Genomic DNA, 23,634 nt, shown 5'->3' on the forward strand with positions numbered 1-23,634 from the left:
CCTTTTTCGGTCGGAGGGTGCCTTTGGCTTAGGACGGCAGCTTGGCCATGCGCAGGTAGGGCAACTTGGTGTCGATCGCGCCGTATTTGGCGATTGCGTCTTCATCGGACACAGCGACCGGCACAACCACGTCCTGACCGACTGTCCAGTCGGCAGGCGTTGCGATGTTTTCCTTGGCCGAAGTCTGGAGCGCATCAAGCGCCCGCAGGATTTCGGCAAAGTTGCGGCCAACCGTCATCGGGTAGGTCATCGACAGTTTCAGTTTCTTGTCCGGGCCAACGATAAAGACCGAGCGTACCGTCGCGCTGTCGGCAGGCGTGCGGCCGTCGGGCAGTACGGCCTCGGCAGGCAACATGTCGAATGCCTTGGCCATCTCAAGCCCGGCATCCGCGACAATCGCAAAGTCAGGCTTGGCACCGCCAAAGGATTCAATGTCAGCCTTCCATTTGATGTGATCCTCGACACCATCGACGGACACGCCAAGCACTTTGGTATCGCGGGCGGCCCACTCTGCGCTCAGCTGTGCGACGGCGCTGAATTCCGTGGTGCAGACCGGGGTAAAGTCCTTGGGGTGCGAAAAGATGATCGCCCAGCTGTCGCCGATCCAGTCGTGCAACGAAATCTCGCCGTGATCGGTCGTAACCGACAGGTTGGGAACTGTGTCATTGATACGAAGCGCCATGGGGTTCTCCTGATAAAGCGATTTGACGTCTAGGTAGTATCCCTGACCCCGCCTGCGAAGGGCCATTTCCAAATCAGGTCAGTTTGTCCCGTGACGCAGGGTTGGCGGTGAACAGACGGTCTTGCCTGCCCCGCATTGCGGTGACAGGGTTCCGGGCAAACGCGCACTTTGGAAGGACGCAGGACATGATCGAAAAACGTCAATTCTTTATCGACGGAGCTTGGGTTGATCCGGCCAAGGCCAACGATTTCGCCGTGATTGACCCGTCTACGGAAGAGCAATGTGCTGTGATCTCGCTGGGCGATCAGGCGGACACAGACGCCGCCGTTGCCGCCGCGCGAGCGGCATTTGACGATTGGTCGATGACCGAGACCGCCGAACGCAAGGCTCTGATCGAACGCATCCTCAAAGTGTATAAAGACCGATCCGAAGACATGGCGCAGGCGATGAGCCTCGAAATGGGCGCACCCATTGATTATGCTCGCGCCGCGCAGGTCGGTGCAGGCTCTTGGCACATCGATGGGTTTCTCAAGGTCTTTGACCAGATCGAATGGGAACGCCCGCTTGGCCCGCATGCCACCGGCGAAATTACGCGGCTCGAACCCATTGGCGTGGTGGGAATGATCACGCCTTGGAACTGGCCGATGAACCAAGTCACGCTCAAGGTCGTTCCAGCCATCGCGGCGGGCTGCACCATGGTGCTGAAACCTTCTGAGATCGCGCCCCTGTCCTCGCTTCTCTGGGCCGAGATCATGGAAGAAGCTGGCACGCCCAAAGGGGTATTTAACCTCGTGAATGGCGACGGACCGGGCGTGGGCACACAGCTGTCCGAGCATATGGATGTCGACATGATCAGCTTTACCGGCTCGACCCGCGCAGGCCGGCTGATCACCTCCGCCTCGGTGTCGAACCTCAAACGCGTCAGCCTCGAACTGGGCGGCAAGGGTGCCAATATCATCTTTGCGGATGCCGACGAAAAGGCCGTCGTGCGTGGCGTGCGCCACTGCTTTGGCAACTCTGGCCAATCGTGCAACGCGCCAACCCGGATGCTGGTCGAACGATCCCGCTATGACGAGGCCGTTGAACAGGCGAAAGTTACGGCTGAAAAGACATCCGTCGCCAGCAGCCACGAAAGCGGGCGCCACATTGGTCCAGTCGTGTCCGAGGTGCAGTTCGGCAAAATCCAGGACCTGATCCAGAAAGGCATCGACGAAGGCGCACGGCTGGTCGCTGGCGGCACGGGTCGCCCGGACGGATTAAACCGGGGCTACTTTGTCCGCCCCACGGTGTTTGCCGATGTGTCGAATGACATGACCATCGCTCAGGAAGAGATTTTTGGGCCTGTCCTGTCAATGATCCCATTTGATACCGAGGAAGAGGCCATCGCGATTGCCAATGACACGCCTTACGGCCTGACCAACTACATCCAGACCGAAGATGACGAAAAGCGTATCCGCGTCGCGCGCCGCGTACGGTCGGGCATGGTCGAAACCAATGGCAAAGGCTTTGCCCAAGGCAGCCCATTCGGAGGCATGAAGCAATCCGGCAATGGACGCGAAGGCGGTGTTTTCGGGATCGAAGAGTTTATGGAAGTGAAGGCCATCAGCGGCTGCTGATGGATTTTGGGTGGCGGTAGCCCGCCACCCTGATTGATCTAGACCAAAACCAGATCGTCAAACACGTTGATGACGAGATCATCAACGCTGAAGATGCGGCTGTCCGCCGGATCCCCTTCGAAGGCGCTCAACGTGACCTGATCAACATTCCCAAATATGGCCTGATCAAACTCGATCAGGCGGGTCTCATCGGACACGATTTCGAACTGTTGTTCACCAACGAAGACACCGTCCAGTTCACCACGCACAACAAGCGTGCTGACAGTATTGCTGCCCTGAAACTCGATAAACCCGAACCCTGTGAATTGGCCGCTGATGAACGAAAATGCTTCACCGGCATCCGCAGTGATCACGCCATCCTGCGCGGACCCGTTGCGCGCCGCATAGACCCCCGACGTGGCTGCTATATTGTACGAGATCACCTCTGGCTGTTCTTCGGTGTTAAAGACGTTCCAGTTATTTGACCAATTCAGATCATTATAGTTCGTCGCCAGATTGTTCAGTGGTGCCGAAAAGAAAGGCGAGGTTCCTACGACACCAAGGTCTTCAAACGTGCCAACCCCTTGGGACGTCGGCAGTTCAAAATCCTCCGCCGTCAGGTCCGTCCGACCGCCATCCATCACAACCTCCAACTGCTCATCATTGTAGGTCACGATCCAGCGGTCTGATTTCTTGGCTGTGATGGTCAAATCATCGAAACTGGCAACGCCCCATGCGCTGATGTCGATCAGGTCAGTTCCTTGTTCAAAATCCCAGATGACATCGCGTTGGCCATCGCCCGCACCAAACACAAACGTATCGACGCCATCTGCACCCGTCATGAAGTCGCGGGCGTCGCTGTCAAAGATGATGTCGTTGCCTTCGCCGCCACGGGCGGTCGTCACGCCACTGCCCAGCACAATGATATCATCAAAATCGGTGCCAAAGATCTTTTCGACGTTGGTGAATGTGTCCCCGGCCGCGATGCCTGTGCTGGCCGAGGCCTCAATTGCATTGATCGTCAGCCCCTCTGAGGACAGCCGATAGTCAACGAGGTCGTTGCGACCGCCGCCACCATCATAGCTGTCCGCGCCTGCACCGGCGAAGAACTTATCCTTGCCCGATCCAGCAACCACGACATCATCACCTGCCCCGTCATACACACGGTTATTGCCATCGCCCGCATCAATATACTGGCCAAGATCGCTGCGGGATGTCCCGTCAGCGTCAATGAAATTTGCGTCCATGACATCGTTGCCGGATGTACCTGACCACTCCTCCAGCGCTCCCTCGATGAGATAAGGCGGTGTGCCGAACCAAGAACCAAGATACAGCGTTTGGCCGCCCACAAAGAAGCTGTCATGGACCAAGAAACTGCTCTCAACCGGACCAAGCGCGATGAAATAGCTGCGCCCATCCTGCCAATAGGGATCACCGTCACGCGTCACAGAGAAAGACTTCGGCCCGTCGCCGTTGGAAAAACGTGGCAAAAATTCAAGATCAACGGTCAGGAAGTCAAAGTTGCCGTCGGCTACGGCTCGTGCAACGAGATCGTTCCAGTCCACGACATTCACATCATAGCCGTAAAGGGCGTCTGCTTGACCTTCAACGCTTCCAGCTGCGGGATCAAGAACAGCGGTGTTTAAACTCATTTCATCAACTCCAAAGCAAGATATCTTCAAAGATGAGGAAACGCTGTTCCATTAAAGGCCGCTATTGACCCTTTTGCGCATCCCCACCCCGTACGAATATTGGTACGTCGATGAATTTGAATTGAATGTGTGAAATGGCACAAAGTCTCGATTCAAAAAGCGATCGAATTCGCTGACCAATGTCATCCCAGTATCATTGCCATTTTCGAAGTGCGGAGAGCCTAAACCTCTACCTCTAACGCCTTTTGCGTGCCCACGCCAAAGACACGTTTGTAGCGTTCTATTTCGTTGCTTGGACCCATGGCCTTGTTCGGGTTGTCTGACAGTTTCACTGTGGGACGTCCGTCAGCCTCGACGGCTTTACAAACAAGCGAAAACGGAGCGAGGCCGTCATTCGGGGCAAGACCTTTAAAGTCGTTCGTCAGCAAAGTGCCCCAGCCAAAGGACGTGCGCACCCGACCGACGAATTGGCGATGCAATTCTTCGATCTTGTCGACATCCAGCCCGTCCGAGAAAATCACCAGCTTCTTGGTCGGATCTTCACCACGATCCTTCCACCATTGAATCGCTGCCTCTGCACCGGTCGCCGGGTCTCCAGAGTCGATGCGGATGCCTGTCCATCCCGCCAGCCAGTCCGGCGCGCCCTGCAGGAACCCGTCGGACCCGTAGGTATCCGGTAGGATGATCCGCAGATTGCCCTCGTGCTCTTCGTGCCAATCTGCAAGCACGTCGTAGGGCGCTTGGCGAAGTTCCGCGTCGGATTGTGCGAGCGCCGAATAGACCATCGGCAATTCATGCGCGTTGGTCCCAATCGCCTCGACCTCACGCTGCATGGCGATGCGGCAGTTGGAGGTGCCAAGGAACCGATCGCCCAGCCCTTCGATCATCGCTTGCACAGCCCAGTCTTGCCACAGGTAGGAATGCCGGCGGCGCGTCCCGAAATCTGCAATGCGCAGATCATCCAACTCGCGCAGGCGTTCGATCTTGCCCCAGAGTTTAGTCATGGCCCGAGCATAAAGAACCTGCAGCTCAAACCTGCCCATATGCTTGAGCACCGCACGGCCACGCAGTTCCATCAATACAGCCAGAGCGGGTATTTCCCACAACATCACCTCTGGCCATGACCCCTCAAAGGTCAGTTCATACTGCCCGTTTTTCTTCTCAAGGTGGTAGTCCGGCAGGCGCAGCGCCTCGAACCACTCCATGAAATCGGGGCGGAACATCTGGCGTTTGCCATAAAATGTGTTCCCGCGTAGCCATGTGCTTTCGCCCCGCGACAGCGACAAAGACCGGATATGATCCAGCTGTTCGCGCAGTTCGCCTTCGTCAATCAGCTCAGCAAGACGTACGTCCTGGCTACGATTGATCAGGCTGAACGTGACCGTCGTGTTTGGCTTGTTTCGAAAAACAGACTGACACATCAATAACTTATAAAAGTCGGTGTCGATCAATGACCGCACGATCGGGTCGATCTTCCATTTGTGGTTCCAGACACGGGTGGCGATATCGACCATGGTCAGCCTCTTTCTAAGCCAGCGCAGTTAGGCCGCGTGGCCGGCCATTTGTCCAGCCACATTCCAAACACAGCGCGGCAGATTCAAGCCCCCAAGACTCCCTTGGTTTGCCCAGATTTGGTCACGGTTCGCCTTTAGCGAGAATTGTAGGAAAAACAGGGTAACCAAAAGATGTCTGCTCAAATCGACTACGGGGTCACTATCCTACCTCATTCGGAATTCAACGGCGCTGCCACCGCCTCGGAATTCCTTGCTGCCTTTCGCGACCCGCGCGCGCTGGCGGCCTTTCAAAGTGCAAATGCACGGCTTCAGACTTGCCTGATCGAAGCCGGGATCGCGCCCATGATTGCAAAGGATGACACACCCAACGGCTATTTTGCGGATCGGGACCGAGACTTGCAGGAGCATTTGCGCTCATGCGTGGTCGATGCGCTTGAGGCCGATCTTGACGATGCTGATTTCAACGATCCGGCATTTGACACGCGCGCCTTCCTCGAAGGTCTCGGCAAAGCCCGCGCATATGGGGCGGTGGTGCCTTTTGTCGAACAAGAACAACCAAAGCGCCATGTACCAACACCAAGGACCCTTTGGTTCAAGGCGATGTTGGCGCGTGTGACCGAACCCGCAATTGGCGCGTTTTGCGTCCTTGCGGGTGCAGGCTTTGTCTTTGGCGGTCTTCTCTAAGACCGTCTAGCGCAAACTGACGCCGGCGTCGGCCATCCCGGCCTGCGCCGCGTCCAACGATCCGTTGAGATCAATGCCTCGGCACAGTGCCTGATCAACGGTCACGTCAAAGCCCAGCTTGGCCGCATCCACGGCGGAGTAGTTCACGCAGAAATCCAGCGCGAGCCCGACACATGTGATGGACGTGATCCCACGCGTGCGCAGATAACCTTCGAGCCCGGTGGGCGTCGTGTGGTCATTTTCAAAGAACGCCGAATAGCTGTCGATCGAGGGGTTATAGCCTTTGCGTACGATCATATCGGCGCGGTCTGTGTTTAGCCCCGCGTGGAATTTCGCCCCTTCCGAGCCCTGGATGCAATGATCCGGCCAAAGCACCTGTGGGCCATATGGCATTTCGATCATTTCCAGCGGCGCCTTGCCTTCATGGGAAGACGCAAAAGAAGAGTGGCCTGCCGGGTGCCAGTCCTGGGTCAGGATCACTGCGTCGAACCCGGCCATCGCGGCGTTGATACCTTCGACGATGTCATTTCCACCGGGCACTTCAAGCGCGCCACCGGGGCAGAAATCATTCTGGACGTCGATGACAATCAGGGCGTTGGACATGTCAGTTCTCCTTTGTCTATCGGCTACGCCTTGTTCTGCATTCGGTCAATCGGCGTGGCATTTGGTGATCTTGCCTTGCACATCGGCTCTGCGTATCAGCCGCGCCATGTATACGATCGCTGCGCTCTACCACTTTACACCCTTCTCCGACCCGGATGCGTTGCGTCCTGCGTTACGCGAAACCTGCGAAGCGCACGGGGTGACAGGCACCCTGTTGCTTGCGCCAGAGGGGATCAATGGCACCATTGCGGGTACGCGCAATGGGATTGATGCGGCTCTTGGGGCCATCAAATCACTGCCAGGCTGCGCGGATCTGGAGTGGAAGGAAAGCACAGCGGATCATCCGCCCTTCAAGAAACTTAAAGTGCGCCTGAAACGCGAGATCGTGACGATGGGCCAGCCACAGGTGCGCCCACGTGAGGGAACAGGGCACTATGTCGAGCCCGCTGATTGGAACGAGTTGATCCAGTCGCCGGATGTGGTGACCATCGACACCCGCAATGACTATGAGGTTGCGATTGGCACCTTCGAGGGCGCGATAGATCCGGAAACCAAAAGCTTTGGTGAGTTTCCCGAATGGTGGCAAGCCAACAAACACAAGTTCCACAACAAGCGCGTCGCCATGTTCTGCACCGGAGGAATCCGCTGTGAGAAATCCACCAATTATCTGTTGGGTGAGGGTGTCGAAGAGGTCTACCACCTCAAAGGTGGCATCCTGAAATACCTCGAAGAGGTGCCGGCGGAAGACAGCACGTGGAACGGAGCCTGTTTTGTCTTTGACCGCCGCGTCAGCGTGACCCACGGGCTCGAAGAAGGTCCGCATATCCTGTGCCACGCGTGCCGCCGTCCGCTGGAGCCGTCCGACACAAAACGTCCTGAATATGAGGCGGGCGTTCAGTGCCATCAATGTGTTGATGAATACACCGCCGAGGACCGGGACCGGTTCCGGATGCGCCAAATGCAATTGCTCGCCGCCGAGGGCTAACCAGATTTCCCTTGGGGAAGACGTGCACGCGTGGGTAGTGTTGGCCAAGTTCCATCACAGCCAATTTCAGACCTATGCGCATCGTCAGACGAGATATTGAAAACCCGCCCCCGTCTTTGGGAAGCAGTGGCCTTCAACGCTTGCGGTCCGAGTTTCTGGAATTCTACGCTCTTCAGGACAAAGAACGCGCGCAAACGACCCCTCCGACCGGGCCACTGGGCAAAGAGCATTACGAAGATGTCATGCCGCCGCTCATCGACCTCTTCCATGGGAAATGCGCGTTTTGCGAGCAGGCGAACCTGCCGCTCGAACCGTATCAGTTTCGCCCGCCTGCTTTTGCTCAGACCATGCGCGACGGCGATGAAATGGTCTGGCTGAATTTCAGCTGGCTCGCCCATGCGTGGGAAAATCTGTACCCGATCTGCGAAGATTGCCTGCCGGAAGACAGATCCTTCTTCCCGACCGACCCGCCCGAGATCACACCGCCCAGCTTCGATGACGTGCGGGATTACGTGGATCGAGGGACTGGGGTTTGGGGGGCGCCCTTCGCAGAGACGCCAATCTTGCTCGATCCTTGTTCTGAGGACGCATCGGTGTTTGAGAACCTGCGAGTCGATCTTTCTGGAAAACTGGAGGGTCTGACAGAAACCGGAACGCTGACCATCGACCATTTTCGCCTGAACCGAGACAGGCTGGTGTCTCGGCGCGAGAAAGCATTGCAGTCGTACCTGGAAGACGCAGACCCTGAGACAGGCAGTCTGCGCCAAGTGACTGCTGAGATCGAATTTGCAGGAATTCTTACGCAGTTCCGGCTTCAGAACACCTCAGGCTCAGAATTGATGCGTGAGATTCTTAGGCCTCAGACCAAGGAACCAGAACCACGCCGCTACAAAGGCCCGCGCGTGCCTCATTTTGATCTGCACAGCGTCGACGTCACCAATTACCGAGCCATCGAAAACCTGCATCTGGAACTGCCGCCCCGACCAAAGGATCGTGATCTGGCCCGCGCGCTGCTGATCCTTGGAGAAAACGCCACCGGCAAAAGCTCACTTCTCGAAGCAATTGCGCAGACGCTGGTCAATTCGCGGGCACGTGGTCTCTTGGATGAAAAGGCCTCCTCCATCCTCTTGAACCCAAAATACATGGGCTGCGATGAGCCGACACGCGACCGTGCAGAGGTGTCTCTGACTCTGAAAGACCGCAATGATGATACACGCGTCGTCGGGCTCTCGGTAACGCTGGGCGGCGGGAAACGGGCACGTGGCGACAGGTTCGACGACTATCCCATCTACGCCTACGGCGCTTATCGGCATTACCGCAATTCGCTACGGACTTGGCGGGCCGACCGGGGTGTTCGGAACCTGTTTCACTCAGATGATCTGCTCTCGAACCCGAAGAAATGGCTGTTGCAGCTGGAAGAAGCGACGTTCGACATGGTCATCGCCGCACTGCGCGACATCATCGGCGGCGGCTTTAACACCATTGACCGGGAAGACGGGGATTGCCTTGTCGTGATCCGCGAACCGGCTCCGACCAATCCCGACGGCACACCGATCCCCGGTGCGATGGGCGACATCATCAGCCGCGCGCCGCTGGATACCTTGTCCTCGGGGTTCCGCACGATCCTCGCTTTGAGTTGCGACATGATGCGGTGGCACATGGAGCGGGATGATTTCACGTCGCTCAGGGACGCACGCGGTCTTTGCATGATCGACGAGGTCGAAGCCCATCTTCATCCGCGCTGGAAAGTCTCTGTTATGGCGGGCCTACGCCGGGCGTTTCCGGCTATGACCTTCATCGTCACAACCCATGACCCCCTCTGTATCCGCGGTATGCAGGACGGCGAGGTCATGGTCCTGCAACGGCAGAAACGCGACACCGCGCAATCGGGCCTACCGGTCTATGTCGACATGCTGACCAAATTGCCTGACGTGACCAAGCTGACGATCGAGCAACTCCTGACCTCGGACTTTTTCGACCTGTTTGACACAACTGACGAGGAAACCAGCATCAACATTGCCGAAGTCGCCTCGATCCTTGCCCTCTACCCGGCGGGGCAACAACCGACCAACCCCAGACACAGGCAGGTCATAGAGAGTTTCCGCGCAGAGATCAGCGACGCATTGCCGGTCGGCACCACCGCTGCGTCCCGGATCGTCCAAGACGCCGTGGCGCAGTACCTGATCCAACGCCGCGATAAAGCGCCGGAAATCCAGACAAAGATGCGCCAATCGACGATCAACGATATCATCGCCGCGCTAGAGGCCACAGATGCGCAGGGCTGACCGACCGGACCCGCCAGCGTCGGTATACGGCAAGGACAAACGCGCCGATGCCGAGCTGAAGCGGGTGCGTGAGCGTTTTGAAAAAGGCACCCTGACCGGCAAATCCTTTAGCGTCTACAAGGATGACCGGGTCAAGGCCGCACTGGAGCAAGTCTTTCACGGCAAATGCGCCTATTGCGAAACGATTTACCAAACGCAGGCGCCTGTCGACGTTGAACACTTTCGCCCCAAAGGACGCGTCGAAGGCACGGACCATGACGGGTATTGGTGGCTAGGGATGAAATGGGAAAACCTGCTGCCCTCTTGCCTCGATTGTAACCGCAAACGGCGTCAGATCACCCCAAAGCCGACCGGCGATCTCAAAGAGTTGGCCGAAAGGTCCTCTGCGACGGTCAACACGGGCAAGCTCGACTCATTTCCCATTCTCGGCACGCGCGCAGAATCCGAAAGCGACAACCTCGCGGCTGAAGACCCGGTTCTTCTTGATCCAACTCAGGACCAGCCAAAGGATCACATCCGGTTTCACATTGATCGCGAGCACATGCTCGCTTTGGCCATCCCGGTTGGAATGGACAATGTCCCAATCACGGGAACCGCAGAAGAAGTCGCCGCGGCAACCCCGAAAGCGGCCGTGCGCGGGGCGGTTTCGATCCAGGTCTATGGTCTGAACCGCTTGGGGCTTTTGCAGGCAAGGACGCGGGTTCTGCGCAGGCTGGAGTTCTATCGCAGCTTGATTGAACGGATTGATATGCTTGCCGTGAAGCTCGCCGCTCATCCGGACCCCGAGGTCGCCGCAACAGCAGATCAGCTTACCCAAATCATCCACCTGATCCTGAGCGAGATTAATGAGATGCGAAAACCGGAGGCTGAGTATTCGTCGCTCGTGAATTGTTGGTGCGACGCCTATTTGGCAAGCCTCAAACCATAGGATTTGGTCCGACTCAGCGTTTCAGGCCATGATGGGTCAGCACGTCGAAGGAGAAGACCCATGCCCAAATTTCTATTCGTCTATCACGGGGGCAAGACCCCAGACACGCCGGAAGAAGGCCAAAAAGCCATGGAGGCATGGGATGCGTGGTACACCGGCATCGGTGCCGACAACGTTGCGGACTACGGCAATCCGGTCGGCAAATCCCATACGGTGAGCCCATCGGGACACACCGAAGATGGCGGCGCAAACCCGGCATCTGGCTATTCGATCATCAGCGCCGCCGATCACAAGGCGGCCTGCGACATCGCCGCGAAGAACCCGATGGTGATGGATGGCTCCGGGTCGGTCGAGGTGGCCCCGATTATCGAGATGTAAAGGTAAGGGCGCCTGCACAGCAGACGCCCCTTGGTTTAGGCTGCTTTCGCCGCGTTCGTGTCAAGCGCGGGGTAGTCGATATACCCCTCTTCCCCGCCCCCGTAGAACGTGTCCTGATCCGCCTCGGCCCAATCCGCGCCGACGCGAATGCGCTCTGGTAAATCCGGGTTGGAGATGAACGGACGCCCGAAGGTGATCGCGTCGGCGTATCCGTCACGCACAACCTTTTCGGCTTGCTCCTTATCATAACCACCATTGGCGATATAAAGGCCCGACGTGAACTCTGAGCGCAGCTTTTGCGTCAAGCTGCCATCCGACTCGTTGCCCGGAAAGTTCTCGACGACGTGCAAGAAGGCCAGCTGTTCGTCGGAGAGCATCCGGTAGATCGCACCGAAATGCGTCTCAGGGTCACTGTCAGACATGTCGTGCGCTTGGCCCAACGGCGACAGGCGTACACCGATACGACCCCGTTCCCAATGGCTGGCCACTGTGCCGATCACCTCTTGAAGTAGGCGCATCCGGTTCTCCACGGAGCCGCCATAATCGTCGTCACGGTCATTCACGCCGTCCTGCAGGAATTGGTCGAGCAGATATCCATTGGCGGCGTGGATTTCGACAGCGTCAAAGCCCGCCTCTCGCGCCAGCTGGGCCGCGCGGTCATATTGACCAATCAACTCACGAATGCCTTCAACAGTTAAGGCTTCCGGTTTTGAGCAATCCTCAAATCCATTGGCCGTAAAGGTCTGGGCGTCGGCGACCTTGTCGGTCGAAGACACCGGATTGCGACCCTCTGGCAAAAGTGAGGTATGGCTGATCCGACCAACGTGCCAAAGCTGAATGCACATCCGACCACCCGCCGCGTGCACGGCGTCGTTGATCTTGCGCCATGCCTTGACGTGATCATCCGCGTGAATGCCCGGCGTGTCGATATAGCCCTTGCCCATCGGATCAATCTGGACCGCCTCGGTCCAGATCATGCCGGCGCTGGCACGTTGGGCATAGTAGGTTTGCGCCATGTCTTTTGGCGTGCCGTCGCCGTGTGCCCTGTTTCGCGTCAACGGGGCCATCAACACGCGGTTGGGCAGGTTCAGCGATCCCATCGCCAGCGGTTCAAGAAGGGGGGAATGTGTCATGGTGACCTCTCCTGTCTCAACCGTTGTCGCGCAGGTTGTCTTCGGTTTCTTGCGCATCGTCGGCATCATGACGGCCTGCATCGCCTTCCCAATCGCCCTCGAGCCTGACGGCGTCCTTGGCCTCTGGCGGCAGTTCCCTGGCAAGATCAGCTACAGGCGGATCGTCGCGATCCTTTTCCTCAAGCTGGATTTCCCGCGTTTGGCCGGGTGTGACGATTGTCAGGCCCTCGGTCTCTGCGGAACTATCGGGTTGTGAGCTGTCGGTTGTTTTCTCTGCCATGGGTAAATCTCCTTTGAGAGATCAACTCAGGCCGGGGCGCTTGGTTCCGGGCGGGCAGACGGCCGCACACGCAACCAAAGCTCCAGTGCGATGAGATAGGGCAGGTAAAATGCGACCAGATTGATCAGGTCGAAGGCTCCGGTAAACGCCTCGTTCGACGCAAGGCCGCCGGTGGCCATGTACCAAAGCCCGTAGTGAACGCGATACAGCCATGACCCAAGGATCAGCACGACAAGCCGTAAGGCCCAATCCCTATGCGTGACCCATCCGGCCCGGGCATGGCGCAACGTCTGGACCGCAGCCGCCAGCATCAATAGCCCATAGGCCGCGAAGGCGAGCGACATCGGCCAACCTCCCTGGGTGCCGCGCAACACGATGTACGCCAAGCCGCCCATCGCCGTTGCAAACGCCAAAGCGGCTATCAAATATCCCAACGCGCGGTGCAGCGCAGGCAGTTTGCTGCGCAACCATCCTATCGCCTGAAGCGGAACCAGAATGGTCACGACCCCGCCCAACCACATGTGTGAAAAGATGGCGGTATTGGACAATGGGGCTTGCGAGCTAAAGAACTGCGACGTGGCGCGGTCCGCTGAAAACAGGCCAAAGTCACCTTCGCCGATGGCATAGAGGCCGAAAACCCCGGCCATCAGGATGACAAGGACCATACCGCCATCGCGCAGCCAACTTGGCCGCGTCGCCGCCCAAAGATGTGTGCGTCTGCTTTGCCTCATGCTTCCCATCACATGGGGCAGCTAGGGATCGGGAAAAGTGTCAGCCGTCGATTACCGCTGCGGTCACGATAATCTCGACCTTGAGCACATCACGCGCAAGTTTCGCTTCACCACAGGCCCGCGCAGGCGCATGACCCTCTGGCACCCACGCGTCCCAAACGGCATTCATCTCGGCGAAATCGGCCATATCGGCCAGCCAGATCACAGCTTGCAGCATGTGCTCGCGCGACGACCCGGCCTTTTCCAACAGCGCGTCCACGCGTGCCAGACAGTCCTGCGTCTGCTCGGTCACCGTATCGCCCGCGCCGACCTGCCCACAGAGGTAAGCGACGCCGTTATGTTTGACGATCTTGGACATCCGGGCGGATGTGTCGATGCGGGTGATTTGGGTCATGGATTAATCCTATGCAGCCTGACACTGGTTGTTCAGAGCCGGTCCGAGGGGTGGCGCAATCGCGCCGCCCCGTGGGGGCGGACCGGCGCGGCATGACGTTGCCGTCATTCGGGCGGTTTATTCGGTGCGCGGCGCAATAAAGCCTTCGGCTAGAAGTCCAAGTTCTCTACGCTCAGCGCGTTCTGTTGGATGAACTCGCGGCGTGGCTCAACAACATCGCCCATCAGCTTGGTGAACAGGTCGTCGGCTTCGGCCACGTCTTCGATTTTCACCTGCAGAAGCGTCCGCGCGTCGGGGTCGAGCGTCGTTTCCCACAGCTGATCAGGGTTCATTTCACCCAGACCCTTGTAGCGCTGCAGTGTGTTGCCCTTTTCACCCTCTTCCAGAATGGCTTCCAAAAGGGTCAGCGGACCGTAGATCAGCTGTGAGCGTTCCTTGCGATGCAGCGTGGCGGCCTGACCGTAGATTTCCTGCAGACCCTCGGTAAACGATCCGGTCCGACCGGCTTCGCCAGAGCGCAGCATCGGACCGTCAAGCGTCCGTACCTCTTCCACACCGCGCAGGATACGTGCCAGACGGATGCCTTTGTCCTGCGTGATGCGGCCCTGCCATCCACGTTCGTATTCCAACGCGATCAGGTCCAGACGACGCGCGACGGCATCGGCCACACCCTGCAGGTCGCGATCCACGGCTCCGGGCACAAAGGCCCCTGCAATGGCAGCCTGTTCCAGAATGTGGCGCGGGTAATGGGTTGGGAAGGCATCAAGCAGTCGCTTCAGCTGCCGCGCCTCATGCACGACGCGGGCCAAGTCCTGACCGACAATTTCCTCACCAGACCCCAGCCGGAGAACCGCACCCTCGACGCCCTGATCAATCAGGTAATCGTCCAGCGCACCCTGATCCTTGAGGTAGACCTCGGATTTGCCGCGCGACACCTTATAGAGCGGTGGCTGGGCAATATAGAGATACCCGCCTTCGATCAGTTCCGGCATCTGACGGAAGAAGAAGGTCAAGAGCAGAGTCCGAATATGCGCGCCGTCCACGTCCGCATCGGTCATGATGACGATCTTATGGTAGCGCAGCTTTTCAATATTGAATTCATCCCGGCCAATGCCGGTACCCAGCGCCATGACAAGGTTGCCAATTTCCTGCGACGATAGCATCCGGTCAAACCGCGCACGCTCCACGTTCAGAATCTTGCCGCGCAGGGGCAACACCGCCTGCGTGCGGCGGTCGCGACCGGTCTGTGCCGATCCACCGGCGGAGTCCCCTTCGACGAGGAAAACTTCGGTTTTGGATGGGTCTTTCTCTGAACAGTCTTTCAGCTTGCCAGCCAGATAGTTCACATCCATCGCCGTCTTGCGGCGAGTCAACTCGCGGGCCTTGCGCGCGGCTTCGCGGGCCAGCGCAGCTTCGACGATCTTGCCAACAATCTGCTTGGCCTCGTTCGGGTTCTCCTCGAACCACTCAGCGAGCTTTTCACCCACGAGGTTTTCGACCGCTGGACGCACCTCTGACGAAACCAGTTTATCCTTGGTTTGCGAACTGAACTTGGGGTCAGGCACCTTGACCGACAGCACGCAGGTAAGGCCTTCACGCGCGTCGTCGCCAGTAAAGCTCACCTTTTCCTTCTTTGCGATGCCGCTGGATTGGGCGTAGGCGTTGATTGTCCGGGTCAGGGCGCCGCGAAAGCCCGCCATATGGGTGCCGCCGTCCCGCTGAGGGATGTTGTTGGTAAAGGGTAGGACATTCTCGTGGTAGCTGTCATTCCACCACATCGCGACCTCGATCCCGATGTCATCGCGCGTGCCTTCGACATAGATCGGCGTCTCCATGATCGAGGTTTTCGACCGGTCGAGATACTTAACGAACTCTTTGACGCCACCCTCATAGAAGAGCTCGGTCTTCAGCGGTTCTGCTGGGCGCGCATCTTCCAGAATGATCCGCACGCCGGAATTCAGGAATGCCAGCTCACGCAGGCGCTTTTCCAGCGTGTCAAAGGAGTATTCGAGGTTCGAGAAGGTGTCTGTGGATGCAAGGAATCGCACCTCGGTCCCGGTGTCTTCGGTCTCACCGATGACCTCAAGGTGCTCTGTCGTTTCACCATGCTCAAAGCGCGCCTTATGGACTTTGCCATCACGCCAGACCTTGAGTTCCAGCCAGACTGACAGAGCGTTCACAACCGACACACCCACACCGTGCAGACCGCCGGAGACCTTGTACGAGTTGCTGTCGAACTTACCGCCTGCGTGCAGTTGGGTCATGATGACCTCTGCCGCTGACACGCCTTCTTCCTCATGGATACCAACCGGAATCCCCCGTCCGTTGTCACGGACGGACACGCTGTTGTCGGGGTGAATTTTCACATGCACATAGTCGGCATGACCGGCCAAAGCCTCGTCAATACCGTTGTCCACGACCTCGTAAACCATGTGGTGCAAACCCGATCCATCGTCGGTGTCACCGATATACATGCCAGGGCGTTTTCTAACCGCCTCTAAGCCTTTGAGAACCTTGATGGAATCCGCGCCGTATTCTGGCTGGTTTTGCTCGGCTTCTGCCATATCGCCGTCCTTCGTATTATTGCCGGTTTTATACGAGGTCTGGGGGGGAATGTCACGCGCATGCGCTAGATTTTGGGGTCTCAGCGAGCTGAGGGCTGCGCCCGACCTGGAGGGCGTTCCAAACGCGCGTTCCAAGCGTTGCGCTTCAAAGCATCATTGCCGGATTTGCTGCTGGTGACATCGCCAAAGCGCCCTCCGGGGGGAGGTCGGGCGCGGCCCGGCGGTGCCACCGGCCCAGAGCTAGCTGCGATGCTGTTACTTCAAGTCAGAGGCATATTGCGCCGCAAACTGGCGATACCCTTCCGACGTACTCAGCAAATGCGCGATGGTCCTCTCATGAAATGCAGGCAGCTGATGAAACGGCACCATCGGATAGGCGTGATGCTCCGCGTGATAGGGCATATTCCACGCCAGAAACCGCACCACCCGATTGGTGTAGGTTGTCCGCGAGTTCTCAAGCATATTCGCCACCGCCGGACAGCGCCCATGCTCCGCCAAAAGATACAGCCGCAGAAACGGCTGCCCGAGCAACACCGGCACCACCCACAGCCACAGGACCAACGGTGACCAGATCAGCGTCAAACCCAGCAAGACATAGATAGCGAGATAGACGCGCGCCTCGGTCCGGATACGCGGCGCGATCCGATCACTCAGGTAATCGGCCTCAATGCGCCCAAAGGCATTCATCCAGACCTGCCGCATCATAGCGCGCCAATACGGCACTCCAGACACGTGCCACAAAAACGCGGGCCATGTGTCCGGCTTGGGTCCGACCAGTTCCGGGTCCCGCTCGGGATCGTTCGTGAACCGATGATGCGCCATATGAAATCTGCGAAACCACTCGAACGGCAGGATCAAAACCAACCCTGCCAAATGCCCGGCGAGCTCATTCATCCAATCCGTAGCAAACGGTGTCTTGTGTGTCGCCTCATGCGCCAGCGTGAAGAGAAACACCAACACCACGCCATAAGGCAGCAGCATAAGCCACCAGAGCGGCCACCCCGCCGAAATCCAGACAGCACCCAACGCGATCAACCCCAGATGACCGGCCAGATGCAACAGCCCGGCCGCATCACTGCGCCGCGTCAGCGCTGCGCGTTCTTCCGGCGGCAAACTGGCAATCAGGGCTTTGTGGTCCATGGTGCCTCACGTCAGAGGGATGATGATCCCAACAAAGATCAACAGCCCGCCAGAGGCAATGTTCAAGCGTCGCAGAGCGGTCGGTGAACTCAGCAAACCCCGCACTTTCGACACGAACGCCCCCAGCGCGAGGTTCCCTGCCAGTGGTACCAACATCGACACCAACAGAATCGCGGCAATATCCGGCCACGTCACCGCCGTCAGATCAAAGAATCCCGGCAGCAGGCCCATGTAGAACAAAATCGCCTTCGGATTTCCAAGGATCACCAGCAGTCCGGCGACAAAGCCGGACCACATGCCCGGCCGCGTCAGCCGACTGTCCGACCCAAGCTTTGCGTCCGCATTCCGGATCAGCAAAACGCCCATCACTAGAAACATGACCGCCGCCACCCATTTCAAGATCAGCAGCAGACCTTCGATCTCGTTGACCAGCCAACTCACCCCAAGGATCGCGAGAAACGGCCAAAGCATATCTCCGACCGTCACGCCCAGCGCCAAAGGCCATGCGCCGTTGAAACCGCCTGACATGGCCCGGGCAAGTAACGCCACCCATACTGGCCCCGGCGTCAGGAACAGGATCACAACGGCAAAGGCATAGAGCCCGAGATCGGCAGGGGACATCGTCATCTTGACCCCTCCGTAGCGACGGAGTTCAGTCAATACAAACTCAATTGGATTATTGTACCAATGCGTCTTCTGATCGGCCTCTTTGCCACTGCGTTTGTCCTGCTGTGCGCCGCAATGATCGCCCTCTTCCTCGGGCGCCCCTCGTCAGAGGCTGCGGGTCTGTGGCGCACGAATGGCTACGGCATGTATGTCGATATCGGCGCGGTTCAGACCCAGATTTACGAAGTGACCGACACGGCCTGTCAGGCCGCCGATGTGTTCCCCTCCCATCGCGGTCTGTTGCGGTGGGCCGAAGGCATTTCATTCGATGCCGTCGACGGGCGTCTCGTGGTGAACGCAGACGGCATCTACCACCCCATAACCGCAGAGCGCGTGTCTAAACTGCCAGAGACCTGCAACCAACTTCAACCCAGCGATCCGCCTGCGGTGGTTGAAGCCGTCTACCAGCACTTCAACGAACACTACCCGTTCTTTGACCTGCATGCCGTCGATTGGGAGGCGAACACCAATCGCGCCCGAGCCTTGGTTGGCCCTGACACCTCGGATGACGAATTGCTCGACATTCTCCGGGTCCAACTCGACGGGGTCCGCGACGGTCATGTCTACGTCTACACCGGCGAAACCGGCTTCTCGCCCCACCCCGGCGCCCCTTGGAAAGAGCACTATGCAATGGCCAACGCTGTCGCGCAGGACCTGACACCCGTCACCTGCATCCCAGACAGCGCGCTTTGCTATGGCACCCTTCCCGGCAACGTCGGATGGATCAGGCTGCTGGGCATGGATGCTGACGACGCCCGCGGTCAGGCGACGGCCAAGGCCCATGCCCATATGCAAACCGCGGCCAAGGCGCTGGCGCAGACCAAGGCGATCCTCATCGACAACCGGTTCAATCCAGGCGGATCGGATGACGTATCACTGGCTTATGCGGCATCTTTCACCAAAGGCGGCTTCGAAGCATTTCACAAACTGATTGTCACACAGGATGGCCTATCTGAACCCATTCCCGCCTTTGTGCCTGACCTTCCCGGGACAAAACTGAGCCAGCCCGTCTTCCTCTTGAACAGCCGCTACACCGCAAGCGCCGCTGAGATCTTTTCCATCGCCATGCGAGAGCTTCCGCAGGTTACCATCCTCGGCGACCCGTCGGGCGGTGAGTTGTCAGACATCCTAAACCGCCAGCTGCCCAATGGCTGGCAGCTGGGCCTGTCCCACCAGATTTATCGCAGCAATGCGGACGAAGAATTCGAAGGTCTCGGCATCCCAGTTGACGAACCTGCACCATTTGATCTCGACGGGTTCCTTGCCGGACAGGATACCGTGGTTCAGGACCTGCTCACCCGGCTGCGGTGACGATTGAGGTTCCGCCGTCTTCGGTCACTTCAAACCGCTGTGCCCGGTCTCCCAGCGCTGCAAACAATTCCGGCCCTGTTCCGGTCATCCACGCCTGTGCACCCAGAGCACAGATCTCGTCATAAAGCGCCGCCTGACGCCCGGCATCCAGATGGGCCGCCACCTCATCCAGCAGGAGCAACGGCGGCGCACCGACACGCGCGGCCAGTGCGCGCCCATTGGCAAGGATCAGAGATACCAGAAGCGCCTTTTGCTCACCTGTCGATGCCGCACGCGCTGGGACGCCTTTGGCGGCATAGACTGCCTCCATATCGACCCGATGCGGCCCGATCAGCGTGCGCCCGGCCGCAATGTCACGCCGTCTTGTGTCTTCCCAAGCGCGCAAGAGGTCCTCTTCCGAACCGGGCAACTCAACATCTGGATGCGTGATCGACAAATCTGCCGTGGGAAAGGCCGTCTCAGCCCCCGCCTGCGCCTCAGCCAATGCCACAACCGTGGCCGCGCGCGCGCGCGTCATCGCCATCCCTGCCCGCGCCATCTGCGCCTCAAGCGCGCGGTACCAGGACGGATCACCGACTTGATCCTTCAACAAACGGTTGCGATCCCGCATCGCCTTTTCATAGGTCAGCGCCTGCTCGGCATGACCGGGATCAAAGCTCAGCGTCATCCGGTCCAGAAACCGCCTGCGCCCTTCCGCCCCTTCGATCCAGAGCCGATCCATCGCCGGAATCAACCACAACACACGGATCATCCGACCCAAATCGACCTGAGATGCCGCCTTGCCATCAACCCGGACCGCCCGCGCTGATCCGGGATCAGCCCACGTTTCCACCTCATGGGCGCCGCCAGCATCGACTTCGGCTTTGACCTTCCACCCCAACCCTTCGGGCTGGCGCGCAAACTCATCCACCGTCGCGCGCCGCAAACCCCGACCGGGCGACAGCAAGGACACAGCCTCAAGAACGTTGGTCTTACCCGCGCCATTCGGTCCGAAAAACGCCAAAGGGCGCGCGTCCACGTCCAGCCGCGTCACCCGGTGCGACCGAAAATGGGACAGCGTCAGATGCTTAATCGCCAGCACGACCTGTCCCTTCTATGTTTCTAAAATACTCTCGCCGAAGGCATGGCCGGAACGGCCATTCATGCGCGCAGCGCTAAAGGGGTGGGTGGGCGGGACGCCCACCAGACACCGATCACACGCGCATCGGCATGACGACATAAACCGCGCTGGTGTCATTGCCTTCGCGCATCAAGGTGGGATCACCTGCAGAGTTGAACAAAAACACCGCGTTCTCGCGATCCACCTGTGACGCAATCTCCAGCAGATATTTCGCGTTGAACCCGATCTCCAACCGGTCGTCACCATAGGCCACACCCAGCTCTTCCTCAGCCGCGCCGCTATCGGGCGCGTTGACGGATAGAACCAACCGGTCTTCATCCAGTTGCAGCTTCACCGCGCGCGACCGTTCGGACGACACCGTCGCGACCCGGTCCACGGCCTGCGCAAATTCAGAGGCATCAACCTCCAGCTTCTTCGTATTCCCAGTCGGGATCACGCGCATGTAATCGGGGAACGTCCCCTCGATCACTTTCGAGGTCAGAGCCACTTTATCCGTGGTGAAGCGGACCTTCGTTTCACTGACTGACACCGCGATATCGGCATCGTCATCTTCCAACAGCTTGCGCAATTCCCCGACCGTCTTGCGCGGCACGATCACGCCGGGCATTTCCTCGGCGCCGCTGGGCAGGTCAGCATCAATGCGTGCCAGACGATGCCCATCGGTCGCCACGCAACGCAGCATCCGGCCACCTTCGGCTTCGGCCACATGCATGTAGACGCCGTTCAGGTAATACCGTGTCTCTTCCGTCGAGATTGCAAATTTGGATTTGTCGAACAACCGGCGCAGCACAGACGCCTTGGCGCTGAAATTCGCCGTGTATTCAGAAGACGCCATCACAGGGAAGTCTTCTTTCGGCAATGTGGCCAGCGAGAAATTCGATCTACCGGCCTCGACCGTCAAACGGCCTTTGGTCCCATCATCCGTCAGGCTGACAAGCGCCCCATCGGGCAACTTGCGGACAATCTCGTGGAGCGTCACCGCGCTGACGGTTGTGGCACCTGCGCGCTCAACCATGGCCGGGGCCTTATCGACAACCTCGATATCCAGATCCGTGGCACGGAACGATACACCCTCGCCTTCGGCTTCGATCAGAACATTAGCAAGGATCGGAATTGTGTTGCGCCGCTCGACAACCGATTGCGCCTGACTGACCGCCTTCAGCAAGGTCCCGCGTTCGATGCTCAGTTTCATGACCGTCTCCGTCCCATAAGGCGTCTCCACGCCTTTCGCCCCACAATTCGGGACCCTGACCGTAGTCTTTCCCGAAGAGCGCACAAGTGTTTTCGGGCGCAGAGTTCCCCCTACGCCCGCAATCGTCAAGATATGTTGCTATTAGGCTTCCAGTGCGCGGCGCAGCATCTCAAGATCGTCGGCAATCTGGCTGTCCTTGGCCATCAACTCTTCGATCCGTTTCACGCCATGCATGATCGTCGTGTGATCGCGGCCACCAAAGCGCCGGCCAATCTCGGGCAAGCTGCGCGTGGTCATCTTTTTACACAGATACATCGCGACCTGGCGGGGGCGTGCAAAGCTGCGCAGACGCTTGGGGCCGATCATGTCCGACAGGCGAATGTTATAATGCTCTGACACTTTCCGCTGGATTTCCTCAACGGTGATCTTGCGATCGCTCGCCCGTAATACGTCCGAGAGGCAATCCTGCGTCAGTTCCATTGTCACTTCGCGCCCGACGAGCGAGGCAAACGCGAACAAGCGGGTCAAAGCCCCTTCCAAGACGCGGACATTGGTGCTGATGCGGTGGGCAAGGAAATTCAGAACACCGTCCTGAATGACGAGTCCCGGATAGGATTGACGATACAGCTCGACCTTGGACTGCAGGATGCCCAGCCGCAGTTCATAATCCGTCGGATGCAGGTCCACGCAAAGGCCACATTGCAGGCGGCTCGCGATGCGGTTCTCAAGGTCCTTGATCTCACCCGGCGCGCGGTCCGCCGAAATGATGATCTGCTTGTTCTGATCGACCAGCGCGTTGAACGTGTGAAAGAACTCTTCCTGCGTGCTGCCCTTGCCAGCGATGAATTGCACGTCATCCACCATCAACACATCCACGCTGCGGAACATGGATTTGAAATCCATCATCTTGCGCTCACGGATGGCTTGGACAAAGCGGTACATGAACTGTTCAGCGCTGAGATAGAGAACGTTCAAATCGGGGCGCTGCTGTTTCAACTCCCACGCAATCGCGTGCATCAGGTGCGTCTTACCCAGCCCAACGCCGCCGTAAAGGAACAGAGGGTTAAAGGTGACGGGACCACCCTCGGCCACGCGCTTGGCCGCAGCAAAAGCCAACTCGTTCGGTTTTCCGACGATGAACTGTTCAAAGGTAAAGCGCGGGTCGAGCTTGGCCGCACCGACATCAAGCGGCGTCGATGATCCGGTTTGCTCTGCATCGGCTGACACTTCGTCAGCCACAGGTGTCTCCACCTCTGCAGCGGCCGGCTTGGCCGCGGCGCTTGAGACGACGAAACCCAGACGGTCGACCTCTTCACCATGCAGCCGCATCTGATAGATGATCTGATCCGAGAAGTTCTGGTTCACATATGAACCGACAAAGGTCGTCGGGACTTCAAAGGTGGCAACCCGGTTCTCGATAGAACCGATTTTCAGCGGCTCGATCCACGTCAGGAAGGCATTTTCGCCAACGACCGACTTGAGCGCTGTTTGTGCCTGCCCCCAGACCTCAGTGTTCATTTTGTGTCCCCTTGCTTCCATTCCCCAGATCGTTTCACACGACCTCTTAGCTTTTGCGGCATGCGCAAAGGGATACTGGCGCGTCCCAAAAGGACACGTTCATTTGAGCGATCCGCACAAACAGATGGCTCGAAGTTGTTCAGCTTGGACAGGCCGGGTCTTCCAACACCCGCTCGCGTTCGGACCCATTTCTTGGACCCGTCAGCGATGACCCGGAACACGGAATCTTGTGGTTCTTTTCGTGTCCCTGTGGCCGCCCCGTCCCCCCAGACGATGACT

The 23,634-nt window shown here is 58.5% G+C and carries 21 protein-coding genes; 7 read left to right on the forward strand and 14 right to left on the reverse strand.

The window, feature by feature from the left end:
- Positions 1-28 precede the first annotated feature (28 nt).
- Positions 29-682: a peroxiredoxin gene (locus FE702_RS11650; RefSeq protein WP_147126479.1), complete on the reverse strand. Its 654-nt coding sequence runs from the start codon at positions 680-682 to the stop codon at positions 29-31.
- Between the two features lie 185 nt (positions 683-867).
- Between FE702_RS11650 and FE702_RS11655 the strand changes: the two genes are divergently transcribed.
- Positions 868-2,298 carry an aldehyde dehydrogenase family protein gene (locus FE702_RS11655; protein WP_147126480.1) on the forward strand — a complete coding sequence of 477 codons (1,431 nt, stop codon included), beginning with the start codon at positions 868-870 and terminating at the stop codon, positions 2,296-2,298.
- Between the two features lie 38 nt (positions 2,299-2,336).
- Here FE702_RS11655 and FE702_RS11660 read toward each other — a convergent pair whose 3' ends face one another.
- Positions 2,337-3,929, reverse strand: a complete 1,593-nt coding sequence (locus FE702_RS11660; protein ID WP_147126481.1) for a calcium-binding protein — start codon at positions 3,927-3,929, stop codon at positions 2,337-2,339.
- A 221-nt stretch (positions 3,930-4,150) separates the two neighbouring features.
- On the reverse strand, positions 4,151-5,443 hold the full coding sequence (pncB, locus tag FE702_RS11665) for a nicotinate phosphoribosyltransferase (RefSeq protein ID WP_147126482.1): 1,293 nt from the start codon (positions 5,441-5,443) through the stop codon (positions 4,151-4,153).
- Positions 5,444-5,614: 171 nt separating this feature from the next.
- On the opposite strand from pncB, the gene FE702_RS11670 reads away from it, so the two are divergent.
- Positions 5,615-6,127 (forward strand): hypothetical protein, encoded by a 513-nt coding sequence (locus FE702_RS11670; protein ID WP_147126483.1) that lies wholly within the window; start codon positions 5,615-5,617, stop codon positions 6,125-6,127.
- Positions 6,128-6,133: 6 nt separating this feature from the next.
- On the opposite strand, the gene pncA is transcribed toward FE702_RS11670, so the two are convergent.
- The gene (gene pncA / locus FE702_RS11675; RefSeq protein ID WP_147126484.1) at positions 6,134-6,730 is read right to left on the reverse strand and encodes a bifunctional nicotinamidase/pyrazinamidase; all 597 of its coding nucleotides are present in this window, start codon (positions 6,728-6,730) and stop codon (positions 6,134-6,136) included.
- A gap of 106 nt (positions 6,731-6,836) precedes the next feature.
- On the opposite strand from pncA, the gene trhO reads away from it, so the two are divergent.
- The 4 genes from trhO (at position 6,837) to FE702_RS11695 (ending at position 11,306) form a co-directional block, all read left to right on the forward strand.
- On the forward strand, positions 6,837-7,715 hold the full coding sequence (trhO, locus tag FE702_RS11680; RefSeq protein WP_147126485.1) for an oxygen-dependent tRNA uridine(34) hydroxylase TrhO: 879 nt from the start codon (positions 6,837-6,839) through the stop codon (positions 7,713-7,715).
- Between the two features lie 74 nt (positions 7,716-7,789).
- Positions 7,790-10,000, forward strand: a complete 2,211-nt coding sequence (locus FE702_RS11685) for an AAA family ATPase (RefSeq protein WP_147126486.1) — start codon at positions 7,790-7,792, stop codon at positions 9,998-10,000.
- Positions 9,987-10,928 (forward strand): HNH endonuclease family protein, encoded by a 942-nt coding sequence (locus tag FE702_RS11690; protein WP_147126487.1) that lies wholly within the window; start codon positions 9,987-9,989, stop codon positions 10,926-10,928. Before FE702_RS11685 ends, FE702_RS11690 begins: the two co-directional genes overlap by 14 nt.
- 60 nt (positions 10,929-10,988) lie before the next feature.
- Positions 10,989-11,306 carry a hypothetical protein gene (locus FE702_RS11695; protein WP_147126488.1) on the forward strand — a complete coding sequence of 106 codons (318 nt, stop codon included), beginning with the start codon at positions 10,989-10,991 and terminating at the stop codon, positions 11,304-11,306.
- Between the two features lie 35 nt (positions 11,307-11,341).
- On the opposite strand, the gene FE702_RS11700 is transcribed toward FE702_RS11695, so the two are convergent.
- The 7 genes from FE702_RS11700 to FE702_RS11730 form a co-directional block, all read right to left on the reverse strand.
- Positions 11,342-12,439: an alkene reductase gene (locus FE702_RS11700; protein WP_147126489.1), complete on the reverse strand. Its 1,098-nt coding sequence runs from the start codon at positions 12,437-12,439 to the stop codon at positions 11,342-11,344.
- A 16-nt stretch (positions 12,440-12,455) separates the two neighbouring features.
- Entirely contained in the window at positions 12,456-12,719 is a 264-nt protein-coding gene (locus FE702_RS11705) for a hypothetical protein (RefSeq protein ID WP_147126490.1), read from the reverse strand.
- A gap of 26 nt (positions 12,720-12,745) precedes the next feature.
- On the reverse strand, positions 12,746-13,450 hold the full coding sequence (locus FE702_RS11710; RefSeq protein ID WP_147126491.1) for a DUF2306 domain-containing protein: 705 nt from the start codon (positions 13,448-13,450) through the stop codon (positions 12,746-12,748).
- Positions 13,451-13,490: 40 nt separating this feature from the next.
- On the reverse strand, positions 13,491-13,844 hold the full coding sequence (locus FE702_RS11715) for a RidA family protein (RefSeq protein ID WP_147126492.1): 354 nt from the start codon (positions 13,842-13,844) through the stop codon (positions 13,491-13,493).
- A 149-nt stretch (positions 13,845-13,993) separates the two neighbouring features.
- Positions 13,994-16,408, reverse strand: a complete 2,415-nt coding sequence (gyrB, locus tag FE702_RS11720) for a DNA topoisomerase (ATP-hydrolyzing) subunit B (RefSeq protein WP_147126493.1) — start codon at positions 16,406-16,408, stop codon at positions 13,994-13,996.
- A gap of 255 nt (positions 16,409-16,663) precedes the next feature.
- Entirely contained in the window at positions 16,664-17,548 is an 885-nt protein-coding gene (locus tag FE702_RS11725) for a fatty acid desaturase (protein ID WP_147126494.1), read from the reverse strand.
- Positions 17,549-17,554: 6 nt separating this feature from the next.
- Entirely contained in the window at positions 17,555-18,175 is a 621-nt protein-coding gene (locus FE702_RS11730) for a LysE family translocator (RefSeq protein WP_147126495.1), read from the reverse strand.
- Positions 18,176-18,235: 60 nt separating this feature from the next.
- On the opposite strand from FE702_RS11730, the gene FE702_RS11735 reads away from it, so the two are divergent.
- The gene (locus FE702_RS11735) at positions 18,236-19,525 is read left to right on the forward strand and encodes a S41 family peptidase (RefSeq protein ID WP_147126496.1); all 1,290 of its coding nucleotides are present in this window, start codon (positions 18,236-18,238) and stop codon (positions 19,523-19,525) included.
- On the opposite strand, the gene recF is transcribed toward FE702_RS11735, so the two are convergent.
- The 3 genes from recF to dnaA form a co-directional block, all read right to left on the reverse strand.
- Positions 19,509-20,606 (reverse strand): DNA replication/repair protein RecF, encoded by a 1,098-nt coding sequence (gene recF, locus FE702_RS11740; RefSeq protein WP_147126497.1) that lies wholly within the window; start codon positions 20,604-20,606, stop codon positions 19,509-19,511. The genes FE702_RS11735 and recF overlap by 17 nt on opposite strands.
- A 112-nt stretch (positions 20,607-20,718) precedes the next feature.
- The gene (dnaN, locus tag FE702_RS11745) at positions 20,719-21,837 is read right to left on the reverse strand and encodes a DNA polymerase III subunit beta (RefSeq protein WP_147126498.1); all 1,119 of its coding nucleotides are present in this window, start codon (positions 21,835-21,837) and stop codon (positions 20,719-20,721) included.
- A gap of 141 nt (positions 21,838-21,978) precedes the next feature.
- Entirely contained in the window at positions 21,979-23,355 is a 1,377-nt protein-coding gene (dnaA, locus tag FE702_RS11750; RefSeq protein ID WP_222611812.1) for a chromosomal replication initiator protein DnaA, read from the reverse strand.
- Positions 23,356-23,634: the final 279 nt, after the last annotated feature.

It is taken from the genome of Shimia ponticola, assembly GCF_007995215.1.
GTDB lineage: Bacteria > Pseudomonadota > Alphaproteobacteria > Rhodobacterales > Rhodobacteraceae > Shimia_B > Shimia_B ponticola.

Excerpts from the sequence above, each read along its gene's own strand:
- dnaN (WP_147126498.1), bottom strand. The coding sequence starts at position 21,837 with ATGAAACTGAGCATCGAACGCGGGACCTTGCTGAAGGCGGTCAGTCAG.
- gyrB (WP_147126493.1), bottom strand. The coding sequence starts at position 16,408 with ATGGCAGAAGCCGAGCAAAACCAGCCAGAATACGGCGCGGATTCCATC.
- dnaA (WP_222611812.1), bottom strand. The coding sequence starts at position 23,355 with ATGAACACTGAGGTCTGGGGGCAGGCACAAACAGCGCTCAAGTCGGTC.
- FE702_RS11685 (WP_147126486.1), top strand. The coding sequence starts at position 7,790 with ATGCGCATCGTCAGACGAGATATTGAAAACCCGCCCCCGTCTTTGGGA.
- FE702_RS11705 (WP_147126490.1), bottom strand. The coding sequence starts at position 12,719 with ATGGCAGAGAAAACAACCGACAGCTCACAACCCGATAGTTCCGCAGAG.
- FE702_RS11725 (WP_147126494.1), bottom strand. The coding sequence starts at position 17,548 with ATGGACCACAAAGCCCTGATTGCCAGTTTGCCGCCGGAAGAACGCGCA.
- FE702_RS11735 (WP_147126496.1), top strand. The coding sequence starts at position 18,236 with ATGCGTCTTCTGATCGGCCTCTTTGCCACTGCGTTTGTCCTGCTGTGC.
- FE702_RS11670 (WP_147126483.1), top strand. The coding sequence starts at position 5,615 with ATGTCTGCTCAAATCGACTACGGGGTCACTATCCTACCTCATTCGGAA.
- trhO (WP_147126485.1), top strand. The coding sequence starts at position 6,837 with ATGTATACGATCGCTGCGCTCTACCACTTTACACCCTTCTCCGACCCG.
- FE702_RS11690 (WP_147126487.1), top strand. The coding sequence starts at position 9,987 with ATGCGCAGGGCTGACCGACCGGACCCGCCAGCGTCGGTATACGGCAAG.
- FE702_RS11660 (WP_147126481.1), bottom strand. The coding sequence starts at position 3,929 with ATGAGTTTAAACACCGCTGTTCTTGATCCCGCAGCTGGAAGCGTTGAA.
- pncA (WP_147126484.1), bottom strand. The coding sequence starts at position 6,730 with ATGTCCAACGCCCTGATTGTCATCGACGTCCAGAATGATTTCTGCCCC.
- FE702_RS11695 (WP_147126488.1), top strand. The coding sequence starts at position 10,989 with ATGCCCAAATTTCTATTCGTCTATCACGGGGGCAAGACCCCAGACACG.
- FE702_RS11710 (WP_147126491.1), bottom strand. The coding sequence starts at position 13,450 with ATGAGGCAAAGCAGACGCACACATCTTTGGGCGGCGACGCGGCCAAGT.
- FE702_RS11655 (WP_147126480.1), top strand. The coding sequence starts at position 868 with ATGATCGAAAAACGTCAATTCTTTATCGACGGAGCTTGGGTTGATCCG.
- FE702_RS11715 (WP_147126492.1), bottom strand. The coding sequence starts at position 13,844 with ATGACCCAAATCACCCGCATCGACACATCCGCCCGGATGTCCAAGATC.
- FE702_RS11700 (WP_147126489.1), bottom strand. The coding sequence starts at position 12,439 with ATGACACATTCCCCCCTTCTTGAACCGCTGGCGATGGGATCGCTGAAC.
- FE702_RS11730 (WP_147126495.1), bottom strand. The coding sequence starts at position 18,175 with ATGACGATGTCCCCTGCCGATCTCGGGCTCTATGCCTTTGCCGTTGTG.
- FE702_RS11650 (WP_147126479.1), bottom strand. The coding sequence starts at position 682 with ATGGCGCTTCGTATCAATGACACAGTTCCCAACCTGTCGGTTACGACC.
- pncB (WP_147126482.1), bottom strand. The coding sequence starts at position 5,443 with ATGGTCGATATCGCCACCCGTGTCTGGAACCACAAATGGAAGATCGAC.